Genomic DNA, 23,502 nt, shown 5'->3' on the forward strand with positions numbered 1-23,502 from the left:
ATAGTGAACCGTTGTTAGACAAAAAACAAACTTTTTGTTTTTATTTGCAAGCATTTATAATTTTTGTTTCAATAATTTAAAAATAAGCAGACAATTTTTTTTATAAAATAAAAAGGTCACTCCTAATGAGTGACCTTAATAATAAAACCAACTTTAATGATTGATGATTAATCTTGTTCTTGTTTTTTCAAAGCTGCACCCAGAATATCACCAAGAGAAGCACCTGAATCTGTAGAACCATATTGTGCAACAGCTTCTTTTTCCTCTGCAATTTCTAAAGCTTTAATCGATACTGAAATTTTACGTGTTTTTTTATCAAATGCTGTGATGCGAGCATCAACCTTTTGCCCAATTGCGAAACGCTCAGGACGTTGCTCATCACGATCACGCGCAAGATCAGCACGCCGAATGGTTGTCTCAAGGTTGTGGTCAATCAATTTCACACCAATGTCATTGTCGTTAACAGCAATCACTTCGCATGTTACAACTGCACCTTTTCGCAATTCGCCAGAAGCAGCTGCTTCTCCAACTTTATCGCTGGAAAGCTGCTTAATTCCAAGAGAAATGCGCTCTTTTTCAATGTCAACATCAAGGACCACAGCCTTAACGATATCGCCTTTATTATAAGTATCAATAACTTGTTCACCAGGACGGTTCCAATCAAGATCAGACAAATGAACCATACCGTCAACATCGCCTTCAAGCCCAATAAACAGACCAAATTCTGTTTTATTTTTAACCTCTCCTTCAATTTGCGAATTGACAGGAAATTTATTGGCAAAAGCTTCCCATGGATTTTCAAATGTTTGTTTTAAGCCAAGAGAAATACGCCGTTTAGAAGGATCAATCTCAAGAACAACCACTTCTACTTCTTGTGATGTAGACAGAATTTTTCCAGGATGAACATTTTTCTTTGTCCAGCTCATTTCAGAAACATGGATCAGCCCTTCGATTCCTGGTTCAATTTCAACAAAACCACCGTAATCAGTAATGTTGGTAACAGCACCCGTAATTTTTTTACCAATCGGATACCGGACACTGATGCTTTCCCAAGGATCACTTTCAAGCTGTTTCATTCCAAGAGAAATACGGTGCGTATCTTGATTAATGCGAATAATCTGCACTTTAATCGTTTGGCCAATTGTGAGCACTTCAGATGGGTGATTAACACGCCGCCATGCCATATCTGTAACGTGCAAGAGACCATCAATCCCACCAAGATCAACAAAGGCACCATAATCTGTAATATTTTTCACCACACCTTCAACGATTTGATTTTCTTCAAGATTTTGTACGATTTCTGAACGTTGCTCAGCGCGACTTTCTTCTAAAACAGTGCGGCGTGAGACCACAATATTGCCACGACGACGATCCATCTTCAAAATTTCAAAGGACTGTGAATTATGCATGAGGGGTGAAACATCACGAATGGGACGAATATCAACTTGGCTGCGAGGCAAGAAAGCAACGGCACCATCAAGATCAACTGTAAAACCACCTTTTACTTGGCTAAAGATCACTCCATCAACGCGTGCACCAGCATTGAATTTTTCCTCCAAACGGACCCAACTTTCTTCGCGCCGTGCTTTTTCACGCGATAAAACAGCTTCACCCATCGCATTTTCAATGCGTTCAATGTAAACCTCAACTTCATCGCCAACTTGCAAAGAACCATCTTTTGCTTTAGCTCCAAATTCTTTGAGAGGAATACGTCCTTCGACTTTAAGACCAGCATCAATAATGGCCATGTCTTTTTCGATTGCAATAACACGACCTTTAACAACAGATCCTTCATTAAGATCATTAGTTTGAAAAGATTCTGTTAAAAGGGCTTCAAAATCCGCTGTTGTGGGATTGTATTGTGACATAAGAACTCCTAATATATACCTTGTATTATAAGGTATGAGCGCTAGGTTAGTGTTAACATGAGTAACTCCCTAGCCTTTTCCTTGAATAAAGGAAAAAAGTTAGCGCTAGGCTGGAAGTTACCTTAACGAATTTATCCAATTATATGCATTTTTATGATTGGATCAACAAAACTGCATGCAATTTCAAATGTTGCTTCTATACTCAATTCTGACGTATCAAGCAAGTGGGCGTTTTTTGCTGGTTTTAGTGGACTTTGTTTGCGCGTTATATCGCGACTGTCGCGCTGTTCAAGTTGAGCTAGGATTTCATGATAATTTGCTTGAACACCTTTTTTTAAAATCTCTTGGTAGCGGCGTTTGGCGCGTGTTTGAACATTGGCTAGAATATAAAACTTGATATCGGCATCAGGACAAACAATCGTTCCGATATCACGCCCATCAAGCACACAGCCGGGCAAAACTTTAGCAAAGTTGCGTTGTTTTTCGACAAGAATTTTGCGTACAGCAGGGTTAATTGCTATTTTTGAAGCCGCTTCACCAAGTTCATGAGAAGAAAGAAAAGAAGGATTTAAGGTATTAAAATCAAGTTCTTTAGCATAAATAATAGCATTTTTTTCATCATTAAGAGCTAAATTTTGTTGTAAAAGCGTATGAGCAACACTACGATAAGTAAGACCAGTATCGAGATGACGAAGGCGATAATGTGCAGCAATTTTGCGTGCTAAGGTTCCTTTGCCTGAGGCAGCAGGTCCATCAATGGCGATAACAAAAGGCTTCAAGCGATTTTTCCCCCAAGTTGTTTTATAAAAGGAATAAATTCTGGAAAGCTCGTAGCGATCATTCGTTTATCATCAATGGTAACAGGTTTTTCTGACACAAGCCCAAAAATGAGAAAACACATAGCAATTCGATGATCAAGATGTGTGGCAACATACCCACCCCCCAAACCTTTGGCAGAACCTTTTCCATAAACAATAAGAAAATCTTGACCTTCTTCACAGTCTACGCAATTAATTTTTAATCCTTGAGCAACAGCAGACAATCGATCCGATTCTTTTACACGCAATTCTTCAATTCCTAGCATAACTGTTTTGCCTTCTGCAAAGGCAGCTGCTACTGCCAAAGCAGGATATTCATCTATCATCGATGGAGCACGTTCTTTGGGCACCGTAACGCCTCTAAGGACCGATGATTTTATCCGTAGATCAGCAACATCCTCTCCACCTGTTTGACGTCGGTTCAAAAATTCAATTTGAGCACCCATTTCCCACAATGTTTCGATAAGTCCTATTCGAGAGTTATTTATCAAAACATTTTCAATGGTGATATCAGAGTCTTCTATAAGAAGGGCTGCGATAATTGGAAAAGCAGCAGAAGAAGGATCACCCGGAATATGAATCGTTTGTCCAGTAAGATGGGGTTGACCATTAAGATGAATCAAACGCGCACCTTCGTTATCTTTTTCTATTTCAAGTTGCGCACCGAATGCTTTTAACATTTTTTCCGTATGATCTCGTGTCAGAACTGGTTCAATAACAGTTGTAGTGCCGGCGGTATTGAGTCCAGCAAGCAGGATTGCTGATTTAATTTGGGAGGAAGCTATTGGAACACGGTAACGAATCGGATTAGCCATTTTCGGACCATAAAGCGTTAAAGGAAGGTGATCGTCGCGCGTTGCCTCAATTTCAACCCCCATGAGACGCAGTGGATCAAGGATACGTCCCATTGGACGTTTAGAGAGAGAAGCATCACCAATAAAGGTTGTTTTCATATGATACGGACCAACCATTCCCATAACCAAACGAGCACCTGTTCCAGCGTTTCCAAAGTCTAAAGGTTTTTGTGCAGCTAAAAGGCAACCATTCCCTGTTCCTCGTATGATCCAAAAGTCTTCTTTTTTAATAATACAGGCACCCATAGCTTGCATAGCAGCAGCTGTATTGAGTACATCAGCGCTTTCAAGTAATCCATGAATATATGTCTCACCACTTGCTAATCCTCCCAATATAAGAGAGCGATGAGAGATTGATTTATCTCCTGGTATTTGAATTTTTCCAGAGAGACTACTCGATTTATAGGTGGTTATAGGGATTGCTTTTTGCATGGAAATTCTATTTAATTCTATCTAACTTTTATGAAATTGTGCATCCTTTAGCACATGCTTTAAAAGACGTCATGAAAAAATCACTGTGGAACAGTGTATTTATCTTTGACAAAGGTATTATTTTTCGATTAAGCACCATAAAATTTATCTTTTAATGGAATAATAGTTAATCAAAGAGGCACGGTTTATGGCAAAACAAGAACTTGGAACTAAACGTGTTGATCCAGAAACAGGAAAAAAATTTTACGATCTAAATCGCGATCCTATTGTGTCGCCCTATACAGGGATTTCTTATCCGCGTTCTTACTTTGAAGTTGCAGCAGCGGAAGCAAATAATGAAGAAGAAGTTGATACTGAAGAGCTTGATACAGCACTTGAAAAATCTGCTTTTATGCTTCTTGAAGATGATGATGTGGATTCTAAAGATGACGATCTTCCTGATTTAGAAGATAGTGATGTAGATCTTGGTGATGATGATGATACATTTTTGTCTCATGATGGTGACGATGAAGATGATGACGTTACTGATATTCTCGGAGGCGGTGTTTCTAATGATGACGATGCTTAAAAGAAGTAAAAGAGGACATCTTTTCTATTGAATGTAAATTCTTCTTGATCTTCAATTTTGATCGTTCTAGAAAAGCTGGAATTGTATACTGTCTTTTTGGGACAATTTGTTTTTATAGGGGCTATAGCTCAGCTGGGAGAGCGCTTGCATGGCATGCAAGAGGTCAGCGGTTCGATCCCGCTTAGCTCCACCAAAAAGACCAACTGTTCTATCAAGGGAATCAATTATAATAAAAGATGTGTGCATCAATTTAAAAGGTTTATGTGCTATTTAATTATCATTCCAATAGCGCCTGTTCCTTGCATCTTAATGATATTATAATACATTTTTAATCATTTGTTGGATTATAAAATTTACTGTCGCAGCCGTGAAAGTAGATAATTTTTTATGCTTTGCACAGAAATAGAAAATGAGCTGTTTAACCTGCGCCTTGTCTTAAAGGACAAAATTTGAATTTCCTTTACCACAATATTTCCACAAATATCATAATATGTTGGTTACCGGTATCTTTTTTAAAGATATGAAGTACTTAAACAAAGAGTAGAGAATAAAATATTAAAATATACTTCTCAATTATTGCGAATCAGAACTTTTTTCGAGTATTTTTAGCCTGATCAGATGTTCTGCCAATTAAAAATTATCCACCTTGAGTAGCGTATACCTGCTCAATACTAAGGTATATTAACACTTAAATAATATATTGAATCAATTAATTTTTTTCCTTGCACGTCATAAACAAGGTCGAGGTGTAAGAGCAAAGTGGTGCTATCATTATATGTGCTAATTCCCAATGTTACGGATAATTCTTACATTTGAGAATGTATGTTCATAAAAAAACATTTTTAGTCTTTTCTTTCACAGTTTTTATCCACATACCCATTGTGCTTGTTATGTGCAAGCCAATGGTTTTATTGATTCAACCTCAAGAGATCTGAAACGATAAAACCCTACGCCATTCGAGATTCTTACTTTAATATGAATAACGATATATTATCTTTATAAATCAATATCTTAAACCATTTAAGAAAAAGAATAAAAATGCTTCTCATAAATATTCTCAAATGCAAAAGCTATCACAACATTGGAGACTGACTTGTTACTTCATAGGCGTTACAAATCTTTCTCTGAATATTCCCTACCCTGAATATTCATTGTGTATAAAGTTGCATATACCTTATCATCCTATAAACGGGAGTGTTTTTACAATACAATAAGATAACTTCTTTCAATTAAGATGAACTGGATGGACGAATATGTTTTATTTCATACAACACTAAATACACCTAGTTCTTTTGAAGACTGTAGCGCCCTCTTTATACAAAATAACGTTTTTTCGTTTAATGCATTTCTCGTTTTTTTATATTGAATATTTTACCCTTTTTATGATGCCCGAATTGCATTTGTTTTAATTGCTATTTTATACGCTTAACAAAGAAAATATTCATATAATAATCAGCCAGTAATACGCATAATGAAAATAAAAAATGATATTATATTTTAAAATTTTTCTTCAATAACCTCTAGTACTTAGCCCAATGCGAAATGCCAGCGCTAAATAGAAGATAGTTTCTATTATAAATTTTTTTAACAAAGGAGGTAAAAATGTCGAGAGTATCTTCAAATATATTGTGTATTGCAAAAACTTTCTGTTGCTTGAGTTTATTCTAAAAAATAACAATTTATTTCATTGAACGATCGGAAAAACGACACTATTTTATCATATCATGTGGAATTTTGCTTTCGAATAATTTTATCCCATCAATTCCCTGATTGAGATTTTCAAAAATCTTCCCTAATGCCATCCACATCTTTTTAATTGCTGTTCATAGAGCCTCGATATCCTTGCCATGCGCTGTGCTGTCTGTGAAAGCGCAGCACTGACATGCCCACCACTACGTGCATAAGCACCATGCCCCATATGATAATTTAAATAAAGGCTATATGCATCATCAAACCTCACCCCATTGCGTTGAACACTTTGGCGATGATACCAAGCAACAAAATCAGCAGCATCTGCGAAATTCGTACGCCATGCAAAAGACTTTCCTGTAGAGCGAAGATACATTGCCCATGTACTATCAAGCGCTTGAGCATAACCATAAGCTGTCGACCGACGCTTCCATGGAATAAAACCAAGTAGTTTTTTGCGTGGAGGACGTGCATTGTGACGAAAGCTCGATTCCATCTTAATGGTTGCAAGAATAATAGGCATAGGAATTCCATAGCGCATTTCCGCTCTTTGAGACACCTTACCCCAATTGTCAAAAAAACCATTTTTTTGTGCTAAAATAGCACAAGCATTATTTGTGTGGATGGGAGTGGTTGTTGCGCATCCCTCTAGCAAAAACACCAGTGCCCCTAAAAACAAAAGGTGTCGCATATTCCTATTCCTCTCGTTTAAGAAATAAAACAAGATAGAGATACTAAAAAATGATTACCAATCAATAAAGAACATGATCTAACTTGTAATATTTAAGAAGCTTGCTTTGCTTTATTCCTCATCAGCAAAACGCAATGTTTGCGACTGAGCCAATGTTGTCATTTTTGTTGGTTCAGAGTAATTTTCTTTTAATTCGACAGTTTCAATGCGATTTGCCCGTTTCATGATTTTGGAAGACGATATCAAAATTCCCTCTATATCTTCACTTGCTTTATGAAAGTGCTTCTGTAGTGCGCGAACACGCGTATCCATTCGTCCAAAATCTTCCATCAATTTTGCTACTTCTGATTGAATTAAATGCGCTTGTTCACGCATCCGCGCATCTTTCATAATGGTTTGTACCACTTGGACAGAGAGCATCAACAAAGATGGTGAAACAATAATCACATGGGCTCTATTGGATTTTTGTACCAATGCCTCAAAATCCTCATAAATTGTTGCGAAAATCGATTCAGATGGCACAAAAAGGAAAGCAGTGTCATGGGTTTCTCCAGGAATCAAATATTTTTGTGCAATATCACGAATATGGACTTCCATATCGGTACGAAATTGGCGTTCTGCCTCTTGACGCTCTTGCGCTGATTCTGCCTTACGCATAGCATTCCAAGCTTCCAGAGGAAATTTAGCATCAACAACAAGAGAAGGAGCTTTATTGGGCATATGAATGAGACAATCTGGGCGCTTTCCATTGGAAAGAACAGCCTGAAAAGCATAAGCGTTTGTTGGTAAGGCATCGGCAATAATTGCTTCCATCCGCCCTTGACCGAAAGTACCACGCGTCTGCTTATTGCTTAAAATGGACTGCAACTGAACAACTTGTCCCGTAAGCGATTGAATATTATTTTGTGCTGCATCAATCACTGCTAAACGCTCTTGCAAACGATTCAAATTTTCATAAGTAGATTTGGTCTGTACCTGAAGTGTTTGGCCTAAGCTTGTTGTCATCCCATTGAGTTGCTCACTGAGTGATTTATTCAATTCAGCCTGCCGTTGACCAAAAATTTCCGCCATCGTTTGCATTCGTCCTTGCATTTCAGCTTGTGTTTTCAGCAAGGTAGCCATCTGCATTTGTGCCTCACGTGCGCGTTCAGCAATTTCATTTTCCAAAAATGCTTTTTTTCGATGAGAATGTATCAACATAAAAAATGCCAAACAGACAAGTATAAATAAAAGCAAAAGCATTAGTTTAGAAAAAAAATCACCAGCGAGTATGGAAAAAAACGAATCAAACATAAATTGTAATATAACGCTCTTATTGTAAAAAAACGCAAGAATCCGTTATTCAATATTGACCAATAACAAACCATTGATTAATCTCTACTTATGCCAATGAGATCTTTAGTTACTTTACCTGATCCGATTTTACGGGAAGTGTCCAAACCTGTTGAGCAGGTCGATTCAGCTCTCCAAAAACTTGCGGATGACATGTTGGAAACCATGTATAATTCTAAGGGCGTTGGTCTTGCTGCTATTCAAATTGGTATACCGCTACGTATGTTGGTTATAGATGTCTCTGGAAATTCTGAAGATGAGCAGAAAAAACCACTTGTTATTATCAACCCTGAAATTTTATGGCTTTCAGATGAGCGTAATATTTACAAAGAAGGCTGTCTTTCTATTCCTGATTATTTTGCAGAGGTTGAACGTCCTAAACGCCTTCGTGTTCGCTATCAGAACCGTGAAGGAAAACAAACAGAAATTGAAGCAGACGATCTCTTAGCAACTTGCTTACAGCATGAAATTGATCATTTAGATGGGCGCCTTTTTATTGATTACATTTCAAAGATCAAACGCGATATGGTGATACGAAAATTTAAAAAACGTGCAAAAGAAAAAAACATGCAGGAAGCAGTTTTGTAATGGCTTTACGATTAAGTTTTATGGGAACACCAGATTTTGCTGTTCCTATTTTACATGCTTTATTGGATGCAGGTCATGATGTTGTTGCTGTTTATAGTCAACCCCCTCGTCCAGCAGGACGTCGAGGGCTGAAATTAATCCCCTCCGCTGTTCACACCGTAGCAAAAGAAAAATCCATTCCTGTCTTCACGCCTCAAACACTCAAAACAATCGAACAACAGGAGCAATTTGCAGCACTTTCTGTTGATGCTGCTATTGTGGTGGCTTATGGACTCCTTTTACCTAAAGCTATTCTCGAAGCACCGCGTTTTGGTTGTTTTAATGCCCACGCTTCACTCTTACCACGTTGGCGTGGTGCTGCGCCTATTCAACGAGCAATTATGGCTGGTGATAAAGAAACAGGTATCATGATCATGAAAATGGATGAAGGACTTGATACGGGGCCTATCGCTCTTTCTCGCTCCATCCCCATTACTGATAACACCACCACTGCTGAGCTTTCAAACAGACTTTCACATATTGGCGCAGAACTTATGGTAGAGACTTTATCAACTCTTGAAAAAGGACAACTTAAACTGACCCCACAATCAGAGGAAGGCATTACCTATGCAGCCAAAATTAAGAAAGAAGAGACCCGCATTGATTGGACAAAACCTGCAGAGTTTATTCATAGGCATATTCGCGCGCTCTCTCCCTCTCCTAGTTGCTGGTGCAACATGAATATCGGTGGACGAGAAGAACGTGTAAAAATTCTTGATAGTCGCTTAACGACAGGTCCTTCTCTTGAAATTGGACGGATAGAACCAGATTCTTTGATTATCCATTGTGGGCAAGGACGGATAGAAATAACCTCTCTCCAAAGATCTGGCGGTAAAATTCTTGAGTGCGCAACCTTTTTGCGAGGAGCTCATATTTCTGCTGTTTTTTAAGATGCCACGTTTTAAACTCACTCTTGAATATGATGGTTCAAATTATGCTGGTTGGCAGCGTCAAGCAAAACTTCACACGATACAAGGAGCTCTTGAACAAGCAATTTTTTGCTTTAGTGGACAACAATTGACCATAACAACAGCAGGAAGAACCGATGCGGGCGTACATGCTACGGGACAAGTTGCCCATGTTGATTTCATAAAAAACTGGCCCCCCCATACTGTGCGTGACGCGCTCAATGCTCTTTTACGTAAACAGGGAGAAGCGATTTCAATCTTAAATGTAGAAAATGCCCCTGATGACTTTGATGCACGATTTTCCGCAACCAAACGTCATTATCTTTTTAAAATACTTAATCGTCGCTCTCCACCAGCTTTAAATGCCAAACGCGTATGGTGGTTGCCAAAGCCTCTTAATGCTGAAGCCATGCATGAAGCTGCGCAAAAGCTTGTAGGACAACATGATTTTACAACTTTCCGTTCAGCACATTGCCAAGCCAAAAGCCCTATTCGCACCCTTGAACGCCTCGATATTCAAAGAGAAGGTGAAGAAATTTTCCTTTATGCACAAGCTCGTTCTTTTCTTCATCATCAAATCCGTTCATTCGCAGGAAGCCTCATGGAAGTGGGTATTGGACGTTGGACAGCTCAAGATCTCGAAACAGCTCTTCATGCTAAAGATCGTAAACGTTGTGGTGTTGTTGCCCCCCCCTCAGGACTTTATTTAACCAAAGTAGAGTATTAATGATCCTTCAAGAGTGAGCATCTGAAAAGTCGTTAAGGCAATTTATAAAAAGAACGAATTTCTTCAAAAGCTTCTGCTGCTGTATTAACAAATTTCACAAAATTAATATCAGTAGGAGAAATTGTGCCTTGTGCAGACAGATACTCAAAATTGACAGTATTGCTCCAAAATTCTTTGCCAAACAATAAAATCGGTACCTGTTTCATACGCCCCGTCTGTACTAAAGTTAATGTCTCAAACAGTTCATCCAGAGTCCCAAATCCTCCTGGAAAAATGGCTAGGGCTTTCGCTCGTACTAAAAAATGCATTTTGCGCATCCCCAAATAATGAAAATTGAAACATAAATGCGGCGACACATACGAATTAGGCTCTTGCTCATGTGGTAAAATAATATTCAAGCCAATCGTTGGGGCACCAACATCACAAGCACCACGATTTCCCGCCTCCATGATTCCTGGTCCGCCCCCCGTAACAACCACAAATTCACGATATTGTGTCGTAGCAGAATAGAGTGAGCACAAACGCGCAAACTCTCTTGCTTCATCGTAATAATGTGACATAGCATGCAAATTTTTCTTTTGTATTTCATTTTTTGCAGCCCACGCTGCTTGCCCAGGTTCAGGAATACGCGCACCACCAAACAAAACAACTGTTGATTGAATATCATATTCTTTAAGGGTTATTTCCGGCTTTAAAAATTCAAGACTAATACGTTGTGAACGCAGCTCTGGACGCATCATAAAATCTTGATCGATATAGGCTAAACGATAAGTAGACGAACGCACCTGTGCTGAATTAGAGACTTTATGGATCTGTTGTAGAGCATCCTTCGTATGGAGAAGTGGCGTCCAGTTTTCTTGCTCCCTTTTTCTTTTTTCTTTACAGCTTTTTTTCATGCACCTGTCCTACTTCCTCATCGTTTTATTGACTGAACACATTTCTTCGCGTAGTTCATAGAGAATAAATCTTGAAGCTTTCAACTTGTTTAACGGAACTCTCGTCATGACCCATATCACACAACTTGAAATTATTATCGAACAAGCTTTTGACGATCGCGATTCTATCGATACTACCACAAAAGGCGAAATACGTGAGAGTGTTGAACATGCATTGAACCTTCTTGATAAAGGTGAAATCCGTGTTGCAGAACGACAAAAAAATGGACAATGGCATGTTCATCAATGGTTGAAAAAAGCGGTTTTACTCTCTTTTCGGCTTAATCCTATGCAAATTATTACTGGTGGAATCAATGGGACACATTGGTGGGATAAAGTTCCTTCAAAATTCTCTGGTTGGCAAGAGGCAGATTTTAAAAGTGCTGATTTCCGTTCCGTTCCTGGAGCCATTGTACGTCATTCTGCTTACATTGCACCCAATGTTATATTGATGCCATCCTTTGTCAATCTTGGTGCTTTTATCGATGAGGGCACAATGGTTGATACATGGACCACCGTTGGTTCTTGTGCACAAATTGGTAAACATGTCCATCTTTCTGGCGGTGTTGGTATTGGAGGTGTTTTAGAACCACTGCAAGCAAATCCAACAATCATTGAAGATCATTGCTTTATCGGTGCTCGCTCTGAAATTGTTGAAGGCTGTATTATCCGTGAAGGTGCTGTTTTGGGAATGGGAGTCTTTATTGGAAAATCAACAAAGATTATTGATCGTACAACAGGTGAAATTTTTATTGGTGAAGTACCAGCCTATTCAGTGGTTGTACCAGGTTCTCTCCTTGGAAAACCTTTACCAAATGGTGAAGCAGGCCCAAACCTTTATTGTGCTGTTATTGTAAAACGCGTTGATCAAAAAACACGAGAAAAAACATCTATTAATGATCTTTTACGTTCTTAGACACAAGATTAATTCATAATAATATTTCATCGTTTTTTAACTTGAATAATAACCTCGAATACAAGGATTCTCTCATTTCAAATCCTTTCATAGTGAATCAATCACTATCATTTCCTTGCTCGTTACAAACACAGTTGGTATGTGGGTAAGAAACACTTCAAGAAAAGAGTGAAATACCTTTAATGAATTCTCTCAAGTGATAAGGACTGTCATAATATTTTGAGCTGAAAAAGAGTATGATAGGTGCGCTTTGCACCTTTCTGACGCGTAAAAGCGGTAATGCCAAATGGATTTTATATCATTCACAGTGTATTTTACGTTATATTTTTCATAGCCCCCGTTGTGAAATGGAGTTTGATGTATTGAGTGATGATTTACGAAAACGAGCACGCCAATATGCAACATAAATGTATTTTGTTTAAAGCATTCTGTTTTACGTGAGAAAGTGATACCATTATGCAATACACAAGAACATGAAGCACGACGCAATTCTATTTAAAAGTGTTCTTTAAACACCTGAACCAATCGACAAAAGCAAAAGCGCAATCAATGAGAGAAAATACCCCTTTTTTCATTATTTGTTCATTTTGAGCGCTTGAATAAATGCCGATTGTGGAATTTCTACTTTTCCAAATTGGCGCATCCGCTTTTTGCCTTCTTTTTGCTTTTCCAAAAGTTTGCGCTTACGCGTAACATCACCCCCGTAACATTTCGCTGTTACATCTTTACGCAAAGCACGAATCGTTTCGCGCGCTATAACTTTACCACCAATAGCCGCTTGAACTGGAATCTGAAACATATGCTGAGGAATAAGATCTTTCAATTTTTCACACATTGAACGCCCGCGCTTTTCTGCAATCGTGCGGTGAACAAGCATCGATAATGCATCAATAGGCTCTCCATTCACCAAAATAGACATTTTAACTAAATCACCTTCTGCATAATCTGTCATTTGATAATCAAAAGAAGCATAACCCTTTGAAATCGATTTTAGCCGATCATAAAAATCAAAAACAACTTCATTCAGTGGTAAATCATACGTTACCATAGCACGGGTTCCAACATAGGACAAACCAACCTGTACCCCACGCCGCTCTTGGCATAGCTCTAAAATTGAACCAAGATAATTATCAGGAGTCATGATTGTCGCTCGAATCCATGGTTCTTCTATGGAAGAAATTTTAACCACATCAGGCATATCCGCTGGATTGTGCAACTCTTTAACAGAACCATCATTCATATTCATGCGATAAACAACTGAAGGTGCTGTCGCAATTAAATCCAAATTAAACTCACGCTCTAATCGCTCTTGAATAATTTCAAGATGCAGAAGTCCCAAAAAACCACAGCGAAAACCAAATCCCAAAGCCGCAGACGTTTCCATTTCAAAAGAAAAACTCGCATCATTTAAGCGTAATTTGCCCATGGCTGCACGCAAATCATCAAAATCAGCAGCATCAATTGGAAAAAGTCCACAAAAGACAACCGGTTGCGCCGGCTTAAAACCAGGCAAAGCATTTTCACAAGGACGACGCTCTTCAGTAATCGTATCCCCAACCCGTGTATCTGCTACCTCTTTGATAGAAGCAGTGATAAAACCAATCTCGCCTGGTCCTAATTCATCAACCTGTACCATTTTAGGTGTAAAAACCCCAACGCGCTCAACTGGATATTTTGCACCTGTACCCATCATACGAATGGTTTGGCCTTTTTTTAAAATACCATCTATCACCCGTACCAAAACAATGACACCAAGATATGCGTCATACCAGCTATCAACCAACATTGCTTTCAAGGGATTTGCAACATCGCCTGTATGTGGAGGTGGTAATTGTGCAACAATTGCCTCCAGAACATCAGGAACACCCAAACCTGTTTTTGCTGATATTTCTACTGCTTGAGATGTATCAATGCCTATCACATCTTCAATTTGTTCTTTAACACGCTCAGGTTCTGCTGCTGGAAGATCAACTTTATTGAGAACAACAACCAACTCATGGGAATTATCAATGGCTTGATAAACATTTGCTAACGTCTGCGCCTCTACGCCTTGGCTTGCATCCACCACCAACAGAGAACCTTCACAAGCTGCCAGTGAACGCGAAACCTCATAAGCAAAATCCACATGACCTGGTGTATCCATAAGATTTAAAATATAGGTTTCACCATTCTTTGCCTTATAGTGTAAACGTACCGTCTGTGCTTTAATAGTAATTCCACGTTCACGCTCAATATCCATGGAATCGAGTACTTGTTCTTTCATCTCACGTGTATCAAGCCCACCTGTTATTTGAATCAAACGATCAGCTAAAGTGGATTTGCCGTGATCAATATGCGCCACTATGGAAAAATTACGAATATAATTACGATCTATTGTCATATAAGGCGATTTAGCAAAGAATAATACAAAACGCAAAGACCAATTATGCTCCGGCTTCTATCAAAAGAATATAAACCTAAAAAGCTTCTCAAAACACAACTTTTTATAGCCTAAAAAATGAGGCTTTTGTTTGCTAAATTAAATCCAAGGGTGCTAAAATGATCCTTTCACATCTTATTTGATAACTCATATGCTGTAGTAAGCTAGCACCATCACACACTTTGCCAATCTCCAATATTGCGACGATCCTTTACACTTGAAAAAGTTTATAAGGGATATGCCTTTCTTGTACAGTCTTTACCCACATGCCCCCACCCACTTGTGATGTGTAAGAAAGTGATTTGGATTGATTTAACATGAAAATGATTTGAAGTGAGAAAGTTTTACAGTATTCAGGGTTCTAACTCAATGTGAATAATGATATATTATAATTATAAATCAATGTATTATCATATTTATATGATGGGCGTGTATATCATTTAGGCTTGCAATAAATTCGCAAGAAATGCTTTTTTATTTGTACGCAATAATCTTCTTTTTTAGCAATCTTATATAAGATAACATGAATATCGAGGGAGTTTCTTCTTAATTTTTAAAACTTTAGAAATAGGCTTTATTGAACAAAGTTTTTATGTCCTTTTTATACAACTCCTCCCTTCCTTCATTAAATATAAAACACACAAATCCTCTTCGATTCATTGGATAACGCATTGATTTATAATGATCGTTTATTGTTTTGCAATTTAAATTAAAGCTCTGAATATCGCGAGCTTCTCTCATTTTAAATCTTCTCATAATGAATCAATAAATTTTTTGCTCCCCCATTATAAAACAGAGCTAGTGTATGGATAAAAACGTTTAAGAAATGAGTAAAAATACCTCTCTCTTTCAAATGCCAAAAGCTATCGTAATATTGAGAACAGATAAAGAAAATGCTCGTGCCTTTTATTTTAAGTAAAATGATGATGCTCTGTGGTTTTTCTATACTTCATGCAAACCGTCAATGAATATGATGTATATTGAGAAAATTATCTTTTAAAAAACGCTTTAATGTACAACGTTATGGGGATACTTTGGGCGTTCTATTTTGCGTGAGAAGCGTAACTCTATTAAAGGACAAAAGAAATAACGTGCGACAGTGCGTAATTTTCATTATTCAAAAACATTACCGTAGATGTTTTTGAAAGTTGTTAAAGCCGAATTTAAAGATGAGCGTTAATTTTTACCTTTATATCACCTCATGCTTTGGCTCAATGAAGGTTGTCTGCCCGGTTCAGAAATCTGACAAACAGATAGAAGCATACTATTTCTCCACTTTGGCATGCAAAAGCTGGAATAATTTATAGAACTTCTTAATCATCTTAGTATTAAAAAAGCTCCAAAAATGAAAACTCTACAAGCAAAAATCTCATGTAATAAAATCATAATAAAAAAATGTATAGCTAATCAATTTTTTTAATTGCTTTATTTTTTTTACGCCATTGTGAAGGTTGTAATTCAGCCACAATTATCCCAATCAGAATAAGCAAACCGCCCAATAAAGCTAAGGGAGATAAATGTTCGCCAGCCAAACGCCCAACAATACCAGCCCATACCGGTTCACCTGCGTAAATGAGTGTCGCACGCGTAGGGGAAATAGACTTTTGTGCCCAATTCATAGCTAATTGAATGATGGCACTCATTAATGCCAATCCTATACCAATATTAAACCACACCCACGAAAATTCAGGGATGCTTTCACCCATCAAAGGCATACAAGCAAATGAAAAAAAACCACTAAAAAATAACTGAATAATGGTTACACGCCGACTATCAACCTTGTTCGCAAAAATTCCGATGAGTATGACTTCTCCAGCAATCGCTAAAGCGCCTAACAAAGTTAAAATTTCGCCTTTTGAAAAATCAAAATTTCCCGGCTTTTGTCCTGAAATAAATACAAGCCCAATAAAAGCGAAAATAATACCAATCCAACAAGCTAAACGGGGAGGTTTTTTAAAAACAATCCATTGCAAGATTGGAACCATCGGTACATAAAGCGCTGTGATAAAAGCTGACTGACTACTAATAATTGTTTGAAGTCCAGCTGCTTGAAAAGCATAACCAAAAAACATGGCTAAACCTATCGCCATCCCAGCGAAAACTTCATAAACAGTTATACCTTTTATAGAGCGCCAAAAAATTACCCCACATATAAGAGATGCAACAATAAAACGAAATCCAACAAAAAACAGAGGACCACTATAGCGTACCGCAATGTGAATGACTAAAAATGTAACGCCCCACAATATTGTCGCAGTAAATATTGCCAATTCTGGCTTACTTAATAAAGGATATTTAAACTGTTTTAGATTCACCATGAAAAACTTTCTCTTCCAATTTTCCCCACAATTTATGAAACAATAAGCGTTCCAACTCCCTGTTCGGTAAACAGCTCTAGTAAAACAGAATGAGGAGTTTTACCATTTAAAATGACAACACCTTCCACGCCATTTTGAAGGGCTTTTATACAAGTCTCTACTTTTGGAATCATGCCTCCTGAAATTGTCCCATTTTTAATAAATTTCTCAGCTTCAGCAACTGTCAATTCTTTTAAAAGTTTACCCTGTTTATCCAAAACACCAGGAACATCAGTGAGAAATAAAAGGCGTTTAGCCTCTAATGCACCAGCAATAGCTCCAGCAAAAATATCAGCATTGATATTATAAGTTTTACCATCGCGTCCTGGAGCTACAGGAGCAAGAACTGGTATCATTTCAGAAGATGCTAAAAGATCTAGCAATGTGCGGTCAACTTCAACAGGCTCACCAACAAACCCCAAATCTAAAACACGTTCAATATGCGAATCAGGATCAATGACAGTTTTATAAGCCTTTTCGGCAAAAACCATATTGCCATCCTTGCCGCATAATCCTATTGCCCATTCACCCTCAGCATTGATGAGAGCAACAATTTCTTTATTTATGGAACCCGCTAAAACCATTTCAACCACTTCAACGATCCGCTCATCGGTTACCCGTAGTCCGTTTTCAAATCGTGATTCAATCCCCATTTTCATTAAAATTTCAGCAATTTGAGGACCACCACCATGAACAACAACAGGATTAATCCCCGATTGCTTTAATAGAGCAATATCACGCGCAAATGCTCGCCCCAAAGCAGGATCACCCATAGCATGGCCGCCATATTTTACCACGACCGTTTCATTTTCATATTTTTGCATATAAGGTAAAGCAGACGATAAAAATGCTGCTTGTTTTTCCAAAACATCTACATCACCGTTTTTAGCATCATCCATCAATAGAGCCTCCTCATCACTTTTTACCATCTCTTAATGAAATTTAGGAAAAGTGAAAACAATAAAACCAAACTTTACTCTATCCACCCCCTCCCCTGAAAACCGTCAATTTTCCTCTAAATTATGAAAAAGGAATAGCAAAATGAAATACAAAAAACTTCCTTTAAAAATTGACAGCGAAAAATTAAACAAAATAGACGTAAAAAAATGTCATTATTTTATGATCTTATATATAAAATTGAAAAGCAAAATTTTGAAGCTAAGCCGTACATTCAACTCATTAGTTTATCCCTACGGATACTTAACAATGAATGGGAATATATACAACCATTGATTTTATAAGATAAAAATAAAGTTTCTTATAATAATAAAATTAACATATTCCCAAGATTAAGAAATCACTCAACCGCTTTATAGCTTATCTCAATAAACTATAACTTTGGTTTTAAAAATTTGACTTTTTCTCAATCATAAAACATGAGGAAATGTCAACTGAACGCTCCTTATGGAGAATCATAATAAGTTGATTTATAATAATAATTTATCTTTTTATATCGTAAAATCGAAAAAAGGCTTTGCAACATTATCCATATATTGTGATAGCTCTTCAAAAGCATCTTCGTAAAAGCATTTAATTGTTTAGATTACTCTCTTCGTAAGATTTGATAAAATTTCTCATTTTCATGATCTGTCATTAAGTTTTTCTTTTTGCATAGCAATACATGCTTGAATTATTCAATGTTTTTTAGAATTGTTAATTCTTTTAATGTATTATTTTAATTATGTTATTTTATGAAAAAAGATTCATTTCGTATACTTCTCTTTCCATATCACTAACAATTTCAATAATATGTCGTGCTGTTTTCTAAGCATATTGTGCTATTTTTTTATTGTATTTGTTTTTTCTTTTTAAAGGTAACTTCCTCTATCTTCCCACCAACTTTTTATTATGCCAATAAATTCAATTAAGTGAATTCCATCGAATCTGTTTCCCCACAAGAGAGATACATCGAATACCTCAAAAAGTGTTTTGTTATGTCTTCTTTAGCATTCAACACACATTATCTCATTCCACAATTTCTTTGGAACAAAATAAACTTGATTATAGCGTTTTTATTATCTGGAAGAACTATTTATGACATCAGAAATACAAAACTAAATCCGCATCTAAAAAGACATGATTACTGCTAAAAGCTAAGATGAGGCATGTAAAAGCTATTCCGAACAAAATAACCCTTATTTTAAAGGAAGCAGTGATTAAAACTATGAAAAATGCCAAAAATAAAATCGGTTATAAGAAGTTGATACTTTATTTGAAAAAGATGGATTGCCTAACAGCTTATTTAGCGTTTCTTGGCAAGCCGCTACCTATTTTATAGTTTTATTATAGAGCCTTTAAAAAGAAATTTTGAGTGAAAAAATAAACACCAAAAATACTGAATGCATAAAGGCAGTTATCATGACACTGGCAATATTTATTATCAATCACTCAATTGCGTTCTTATATGGATAAGCCCTTTTTAAAATGTCATAGACACTCAAAAATAAGACTTATCCATAAAACTCATGAAATATAAAAACTATCAGCAGCAGGAGTTTATCCTAAATTAGCTGTCTCTCTCTTTTCTTTTCAAGAAAAAATGCTTTTCAAAGATAATGAGACAATAGAAAGCTTAATGAAAATAACTTTCCCACAGTTCTCTCTAATTATTCTGAGAACATTCACATAATTTTAACCAGAAATATTTTCAAAAAATTCTTTCATACGTGAAAAAAAACCATGTGATTGCGGTGAATTTTCATGATTTGAGAGTTTCTCAAATTTTTGCAACAATTCACGTTGTTCTTGCGTTAATTTCTGCGGTGTCTCAATCGTGATATGGATGTAAAGATCACCCCTTGCTTGCTGACGGCGCAACATGGGCATACCTTTGCCTCTAAGGCGGAATTGACGTCCATTTTGTGTCCCTTCTGGAATCTTAACGCGTGCTTTAACACCATCAAGGTCGGAAACTTCAAACTCTCCTCCTAAAGCAGCTGTTACCATTGAAATAGGAACGCGACAGTGAAGATCTGCTCCTTCTCGCTGAAAAAACTCATGCGGTTTAATGGAAAGGAAAATATAAAGATCACCATTGGGGCCACCACGAATACCAGCATCACCCTCACCAGAAAGGCGAATACGCGTTCCATCTTCAATACCAGCTGGAACATTTACGCTTAATGAACGTTTTTTCTCTATACGCCGTGTCCCCTGACATTTGGGGCATGGATCCGTAATAGTTTCACCACGTCCATGACATGTAGGACATGTCCGCTCAATAGAAAAGAAACCCTGTGCAGCACGCACACGACCAGATCCATGACATGTTCCACAAACTTGCGGCTTAGAGCCTTTTCTCGCTCCTGATCCTTCACAAACATCACACGTAACGGAACTGGGAATATTAATTTCTGCAGTTTTTCCTGAAAATGCCTCTTCTAAAGTCACTTCCATATTATAACTCAAATCTGCGCCACGTTCGCGACTATCACCACGCTTACGGTGTGTCCCTCCCATAATCTCACCAAAAAAGTCTTCGAAAATATCGGCAAATCCACCACCAGCAGCAAAACCACTAAAGGGATTTGCTCCCCCTTGACCACCGCTATTTTCAAAGGCTGCATGGCCAAATCGATCATAAGCAGCACGCTTCTGGGGATCTTTAAGAACTTCATAGGCTTCGCCAATTTCTTTGAATTTTCGCTCTGCCTCTTTATCCCCCGCGTTGCGATCAGGATGATATTGCATTGCCAACTTACGAAAAGCAGATTTCAACTTTTTATCATCACATTCGCGAGTCACGCCAAGAATTTCATAATAGTCAACCTTCATCATGTATTCCTGATAATTTTTCTGTCATCCATCTTTATGGATAATATTGCTTTTAATTTATATTTTTAGCAACAAAGTTGCAACTTATCTCAAATAATAAAGCCCAGCCTTATATTTCAAAGGCCGGGTTTATCAATTAATCAACACATATGCTGACACTATTTCTTCTTATCATTAACTTCTTCAAAATCAGCATCAACAACATCATCATTCTTTGCCTCTGTTTCAGTGTCAGCGCTCGCTGCTTGTGAGGCTTCGTACATAGCCTGTCCAAGCTTCATACTGACTTCTGCTAATTTTTGCATCTTTGTTGTTACTTCTTCCGTATCACTGCCTTCAAGCGCAGATTTCAAATCAGATATTGCTGTTTCAATCTGTCCCTTTTCTTCAGCTGATACTTTATCGCCATATTCATTGAGCGACTTTTCAGTTGAATGAATAAGAGCCTCCGCTTGATTTCTAGCTTCAACACCTTCACGGCGTTTTTTATCCTCAGCCGCGTGCTCTTCTGCATCCTTTACCATTTTTTCAATATCAGCATCACTTAAACCACCTGATGCCTGAATACGAATTTGATGCTCTTTACCTGTTCCCTTATCTTTGGCCGAAACATTAACAATACCATTCGCATCAATATCAAAAGTAACTTCAATTTGAGGTATACCACGTGGGGCTGGAGGAATACCAACAAGATCAAATTGAGCCAATAACTTATTATCACTTGCCATTTCCCGTTCACCTTGAAAAACACGAATCGTCACAGCACTCTGGTTATCATCAGCTGTCGAAAAAACTTGCGATTTTTTCGTCGGGATAGTGGTATTGCGCTCAATAAGGCGTGTGAAAACCCCACCCAAGGTTTCAATACCCAAAGATAAAGGTGTTACATCTAGCAACAACACATCTTTGACATCGCCTTGCAATACACCTCCTTGGATGGCAGCACCCATTGCGACCACTTCATCAGGATTAACGCCTTTGTGTGGATCCTTACCAAAGAAGCTCTGCACAACTTGCTGAATCTTGGGCATACGTGTCATTCCACCCACTAAAACAACTTCGTCAATCTCACCGGCCTTTAATCCAGCATCTTTCAACGCAGCTTTACAAGGTTCAATGGTACGCTGCACTAAATCGTCAACGAGAGATTCAAATTTTGCCCGAGTCAATTTCATTGTTAAGTGCTTGGGACCTGATTGATCTGCCGTGATAAATGGTAAATTGATTTCTGTTTGCTGTGACGAAGAAAGCTCAATTTTTGCTTTTTCTGCCGCTTCTTTTAAGCGCTGTAAAGCGAGTTTATCATTTTTCAGATCAATTCCTTGTTCTTTTTTGAATTCATCGGCAAAATAACCGACCAAGCGCATGTCAAAGTCTTCACCCCCTAAAAACGTATCCCCATTGGTTGACTTAACTTCAAAAACGCCATCTCCAATTTCAAGGACTGAAATATCAAATGTACCACCACCAAGGTCGTAAACAGCAATTGTTTTTCCGTCCTTTTTGTCCAAACCATAAGCTAAAGCAGCAGCAGTTGGCTCATTAATAATCCGTAAAACTTCAAGTCCAGCAATTTTACCTGCGTCTTTCGTGGCTTGACGTTGCGCATCATTAAAATAAGCAGGAACCGTAATAACGGCTTGTTCAACTTTTTCACCAAGATAAGATTCTGCTGTTTCCTTCATCTTTTGCAAAATCATAGCTGAAATTTGTGACGGAGAATATTTCTTTCCCGCCTCTTCAACCCATGCATCACCATTGTCACCTTTAACAATTTTATAAGGAACAAGCGCTTTATCTTTTTCAACCATAGGGTCATCAAAACGGCGCCCTATCAAACGTTTAACTGCAAAAACTGTCCCTTCAGGATTTGTCACCGCCTGCCGTTTAGCAGGCTGCCCAACAAGCCGCTCCCCCCCATCAGTAAAGGCAACAACGGAAGGTGTTGTTCGCGCTCCTTCTGAGTTTTCAATAACTTTTGCGTTTTTGCCATCCATAACAGCCACACAAGAGTTCGTTGTCCCCAAATCAATACCAATTACTTTTGCCATATTATAATCTCCATTCAGCAAGCTACCTCAACCTTCATAAAGCATCTTTTTAAGATAGCTCCTCATAACACCTAAAGCCCGTATATTGCTTCAAGCAATATAAATAATAATAAACTGCAAGTCGCAACAAGCCTTGCTGCCTCGTATATAAGAACAGGCTTTTATTGCTACAAGAGAATAATGAGAGAAACATCTCCAAAATAAAAAATTTATTTTAAAATAGGCACTCTAATGACCCATAAATACCATATTTATGAGAGACTTGAGAGCATAATATATTTTTCTTGCAATTCTCAAAAAATATATCTTTCTATAAAAATTAAAAAATAAAAGAATGATTGCACTCTCGCTCTTGATCTTCTCATCATTGATAAAATCATACTCACGTAAAAGCTTTTTAAAAGGCAAATAATTTATATCACAAATATTATAAATTTTCCTTGGACTAAAATAGTCATCATATCTAATGCTCATATCAGTAAAGGTATTATCTATCGATCTCCTTTCAAAAATTCTCCTTCTAACGGTCTCATTGT

The 23,502-nt window shown here is 37.6% G+C and carries 18 protein-coding genes and 1 tRNA gene; 8 read left to right on the forward strand and 11 right to left on the reverse strand.

All coding sequences use genetic code 11. The features are described 5' to 3' along the window. Nucleotides 1-167: 167 nt before the first annotated feature. The 3 genes from rpsA to aroA all read right to left on the reverse strand — a co-directional run bounded on the left by rpsA (nt 168) and on the right by aroA (nt 3,972). Entirely contained in the window at nt 168-1,868 is a 1,701-nt protein-coding gene (gene rpsA / locus ACFINX_RS00380) for a 30S ribosomal protein S1 (RefSeq protein ID WP_026500132.1), read from the reverse strand. Between the two features lie 131 nt (nt 1,869-1,999). Further along, nucleotides 2,000-2,647 (reverse strand): (d)CMP kinase, encoded by a 648-nt coding sequence (gene cmk / locus ACFINX_RS00385; protein ID WP_375668151.1) that lies wholly within the window; start codon nt 2,645-2,647, stop codon nt 2,000-2,002. After that, on the reverse strand, nt 2,644-3,972 hold the full coding sequence (gene aroA / locus ACFINX_RS00390) for a 3-phosphoshikimate 1-carboxyvinyltransferase (protein ID WP_375611401.1): 1,329 nt from the start codon (nt 3,970-3,972) through the stop codon (nt 2,644-2,646). The genes cmk and aroA overlap by 4 nt, the downstream gene beginning before the upstream one ends. A gap of 187 nt (nt 3,973-4,159) precedes the next feature. On the opposite strand from aroA, the gene ACFINX_RS00395 reads away from it, so the two are divergent. Both ACFINX_RS00395 and ACFINX_RS00400 read left to right on the forward strand, forming a co-directional pair. Beyond that, nucleotides 4,160-4,540, forward strand: coding sequence for a TIGR02300 family protein (locus tag ACFINX_RS00395; protein WP_375611400.1), 381 nt, complete (start codon nt 4,160-4,162; stop codon nt 4,538-4,540). A 117-nt stretch (nt 4,541-4,657) separates the two neighbouring features. After that, nucleotides 4,658-4,733: transfer RNA gene (locus tag ACFINX_RS00400), tRNA-Ala, on the forward strand. A 1,599-nt stretch (nt 4,734-6,332) separates the two neighbouring features. Here ACFINX_RS00400 and ACFINX_RS00405 read toward each other — a convergent pair. Continuing rightward, nucleotides 6,333-6,920: a hypothetical protein gene (locus ACFINX_RS00405; RefSeq protein WP_375611399.1), complete on the reverse strand. Its 588-nt coding sequence runs from the start codon at nt 6,918-6,920 to the stop codon at nt 6,333-6,335. Nucleotides 6,921-7,031: 111 nt separating this feature from the next. Continuing rightward, entirely contained in the window at nt 7,032-8,213 is a 1,182-nt protein-coding gene (locus ACFINX_RS00410) for a DNA recombination protein RmuC (RefSeq protein WP_375668152.1), read from the reverse strand. Between the two features lie 90 nt (nt 8,214-8,303). On the opposite strand from ACFINX_RS00410, the gene def reads away from it, so the two are divergent. The 3 genes from def to truA are packed head-to-tail and all read left to right on the forward strand — an operon-like array spanning nt 8,304 to nt 10,514. After that, nucleotides 8,304-8,840 (forward strand): peptide deformylase, encoded by a 537-nt coding sequence (gene def, locus ACFINX_RS00415; RefSeq protein ID WP_375649083.1) that lies wholly within the window; start codon nt 8,304-8,306, stop codon nt 8,838-8,840. Next, nucleotides 8,840-9,769 (forward strand): methionyl-tRNA formyltransferase, encoded by a 930-nt coding sequence (fmt, locus tag ACFINX_RS00420; RefSeq protein ID WP_375611396.1) that lies wholly within the window; start codon nt 8,840-8,842, stop codon nt 9,767-9,769. Before def ends, fmt begins: the two co-directional genes overlap by 1 nt. 1 nt (nt 9,770) lies before the next feature. Next, on the forward strand, nt 9,771-10,514 hold the full coding sequence (gene truA / locus ACFINX_RS00425; protein ID WP_375611395.1) for a tRNA pseudouridine(38-40) synthase TruA: 744 nt from the start codon (nt 9,771-9,773) through the stop codon (nt 10,512-10,514). Between the two features lie 32 nt (nt 10,515-10,546). Here truA and ACFINX_RS00430 read toward each other — a convergent pair whose 3' ends face one another. Beyond that, a complete protein-coding gene (locus tag ACFINX_RS00430; protein WP_375611394.1) occupies nt 10,547-11,410 on the reverse strand; it encodes an LOG family protein in 864 nt (287 codons plus the stop codon). 106 nt (nt 11,411-11,516) lie between these two features. On the opposite strand from ACFINX_RS00430, the gene dapD reads away from it, so the two are divergent. Both dapD and ACFINX_RS00440 read left to right on the forward strand, forming a co-directional pair. Further along, nucleotides 11,517-12,365, forward strand: coding sequence for a 2,3,4,5-tetrahydropyridine-2,6-dicarboxylate N-succinyltransferase (gene dapD, locus ACFINX_RS00435; protein ID WP_375668153.1), 849 nt, complete (start codon nt 11,517-11,519; stop codon nt 12,363-12,365). Between the two features lie 236 nt (nt 12,366-12,601). Further along, on the forward strand, nt 12,602-12,772 hold the full coding sequence (locus ACFINX_RS00440) for a hypothetical protein (RefSeq protein ID WP_375668154.1): 171 nt from the start codon (nt 12,602-12,604) through the stop codon (nt 12,770-12,772). A 167-nt stretch (nt 12,773-12,939) separates the two neighbouring features. Here ACFINX_RS00440 and lepA read toward each other — a convergent pair whose 3' ends face one another. From lepA to argB, 3 genes are all read right to left on the reverse strand, one after another. Further along, nucleotides 12,940-14,745: a translation elongation factor 4 gene (lepA, locus tag ACFINX_RS00445; RefSeq protein WP_375611467.1), complete on the reverse strand. Its 1,806-nt coding sequence runs from the start codon at nt 14,743-14,745 to the stop codon at nt 12,940-12,942. A gap of 1,442 nt (nt 14,746-16,187) precedes the next feature. Then, nucleotides 16,188-17,102 carry a DMT family transporter gene (locus ACFINX_RS00450; RefSeq protein WP_273790236.1) on the reverse strand — a complete coding sequence of 305 codons (915 nt, stop codon included), beginning with the start codon at nt 17,100-17,102 and terminating at the stop codon, nt 16,188-16,190. A gap of 32 nt (nt 17,103-17,134) precedes the next feature. Further along, nucleotides 17,135-18,040, reverse strand: a complete 906-nt coding sequence (gene argB / locus ACFINX_RS00455; protein WP_375612884.1) for an acetylglutamate kinase — start codon at nt 18,038-18,040, stop codon at nt 17,135-17,137. A 1,199-nt stretch (nt 18,041-19,239) separates the two neighbouring features. On the opposite strand from argB, the gene ACFINX_RS00460 reads away from it, so the two are divergent. Next, nucleotides 19,240-19,419, forward strand: a complete 180-nt coding sequence (locus tag ACFINX_RS00460) for a hypothetical protein (protein WP_375660465.1) — start codon at nt 19,240-19,242, stop codon at nt 19,417-19,419. 353 nt (nt 19,420-19,772) lie between these two features. On the opposite strand, the gene dnaJ is transcribed toward ACFINX_RS00460, so the two are convergent. Together dnaJ and dnaK are read right to left on the reverse strand one after the other, a co-directional pair. Continuing rightward, nucleotides 19,773-20,915 (reverse strand): molecular chaperone DnaJ, encoded by a 1,143-nt coding sequence (gene dnaJ, locus ACFINX_RS00465; RefSeq protein WP_375606148.1) that lies wholly within the window; start codon nt 20,913-20,915, stop codon nt 19,773-19,775. A 158-nt stretch (nt 20,916-21,073) separates the two neighbouring features. Beyond that, nucleotides 21,074-22,966 (reverse strand): molecular chaperone DnaK, encoded by a 1,893-nt coding sequence (dnaK, locus tag ACFINX_RS00470; protein ID WP_273790233.1) that lies wholly within the window; start codon nt 22,964-22,966, stop codon nt 21,074-21,076. Nucleotides 22,967-23,502 lie beyond the last annotated feature (536 nt).

The organism is Bartonella sp. AP36NXGY (genome assembly GCF_042195865.1).
Taxonomy (GTDB): domain Bacteria; phylum Pseudomonadota; class Alphaproteobacteria; order Rhizobiales; family Rhizobiaceae; genus Bartonella.

Bases quoted from the DNA above. Each gene is read 5' to 3' on its own strand.
- rpsA (WP_026500132.1), bottom strand. From the start codon at position 1,868: ATGTCACAATACAATCCCACAACAGCGGATTTTGAAGCCCTTTTAACA.
- aroA (WP_375611401.1), bottom strand. From the start codon at position 3,972: ATGCAAAAAGCAATCCCTATAACCACCTATAAATCGAGTAGTCTCTCT.
- ACFINX_RS00395 (WP_375611400.1), top strand. From the start codon at position 4,160: ATGGCAAAACAAGAACTTGGAACTAAACGTGTTGATCCAGAAACAGGA.
- ACFINX_RS00405 (WP_375611399.1), bottom strand. From the start codon at position 6,920: ATGCGACACCTTTTGTTTTTAGGGGCACTGGTGTTTTTGCTAGAGGGA.
- ACFINX_RS00410 (WP_375668152.1), bottom strand. From the start codon at position 8,213: ATGTTTGATTCGTTTTTTTCCATACTCGCTGGTGATTTTTTTTCTAAA.
- def (WP_375649083.1), top strand. From the start codon at position 8,304: ATGCCAATGAGATCTTTAGTTACTTTACCTGATCCGATTTTACGGGAA.
- fmt (WP_375611396.1), top strand. From the start codon at position 8,840: ATGGCTTTACGATTAAGTTTTATGGGAACACCAGATTTTGCTGTTCCT.
- truA (WP_375611395.1), top strand. From the start codon at position 9,771: ATGCCACGTTTTAAACTCACTCTTGAATATGATGGTTCAAATTATGCT.
- ACFINX_RS00430 (WP_375611394.1), bottom strand. From the start codon at position 11,410: ATGAAAAAAAGCTGTAAAGAAAAAAGAAAAAGGGAGCAAGAAAACTGG.
- dapD (WP_375668153.1), top strand. From the start codon at position 11,517: ATGACCCATATCACACAACTTGAAATTATTATCGAACAAGCTTTTGAC.
- ACFINX_RS00440 (WP_375668154.1), top strand. From the start codon at position 12,602: ATGATAGGTGCGCTTTGCACCTTTCTGACGCGTAAAAGCGGTAATGCC.
- lepA (WP_375611467.1), bottom strand. From the start codon at position 14,745: ATGACAATAGATCGTAATTATATTCGTAATTTTTCCATAGTGGCGCAT.
- ACFINX_RS00450 (WP_273790236.1), bottom strand. From the start codon at position 17,102: ATGGTGAATCTAAAACAGTTTAAATATCCTTTATTAAGTAAGCCAGAA.
- argB (WP_375612884.1), bottom strand. From the start codon at position 18,040: ATGGATGATGCTAAAAACGGTGATGTAGATGTTTTGGAAAAACAAGCA.
- ACFINX_RS00460 (WP_375660465.1), top strand. From the start codon at position 19,240: ATGAGGCATGTAAAAGCTATTCCGAACAAAATAACCCTTATTTTAAAG.
- dnaJ (WP_375606148.1), bottom strand. From the start codon at position 20,915: ATGAAGGTTGACTATTATGAAATTCTTGGCGTGACTCGCGAATGTGAT.
- dnaK (WP_273790233.1), bottom strand. From the start codon at position 22,966: ATGGCAAAAGTAATTGGTATTGATTTGGGGACAACGAACTCTTGTGTG.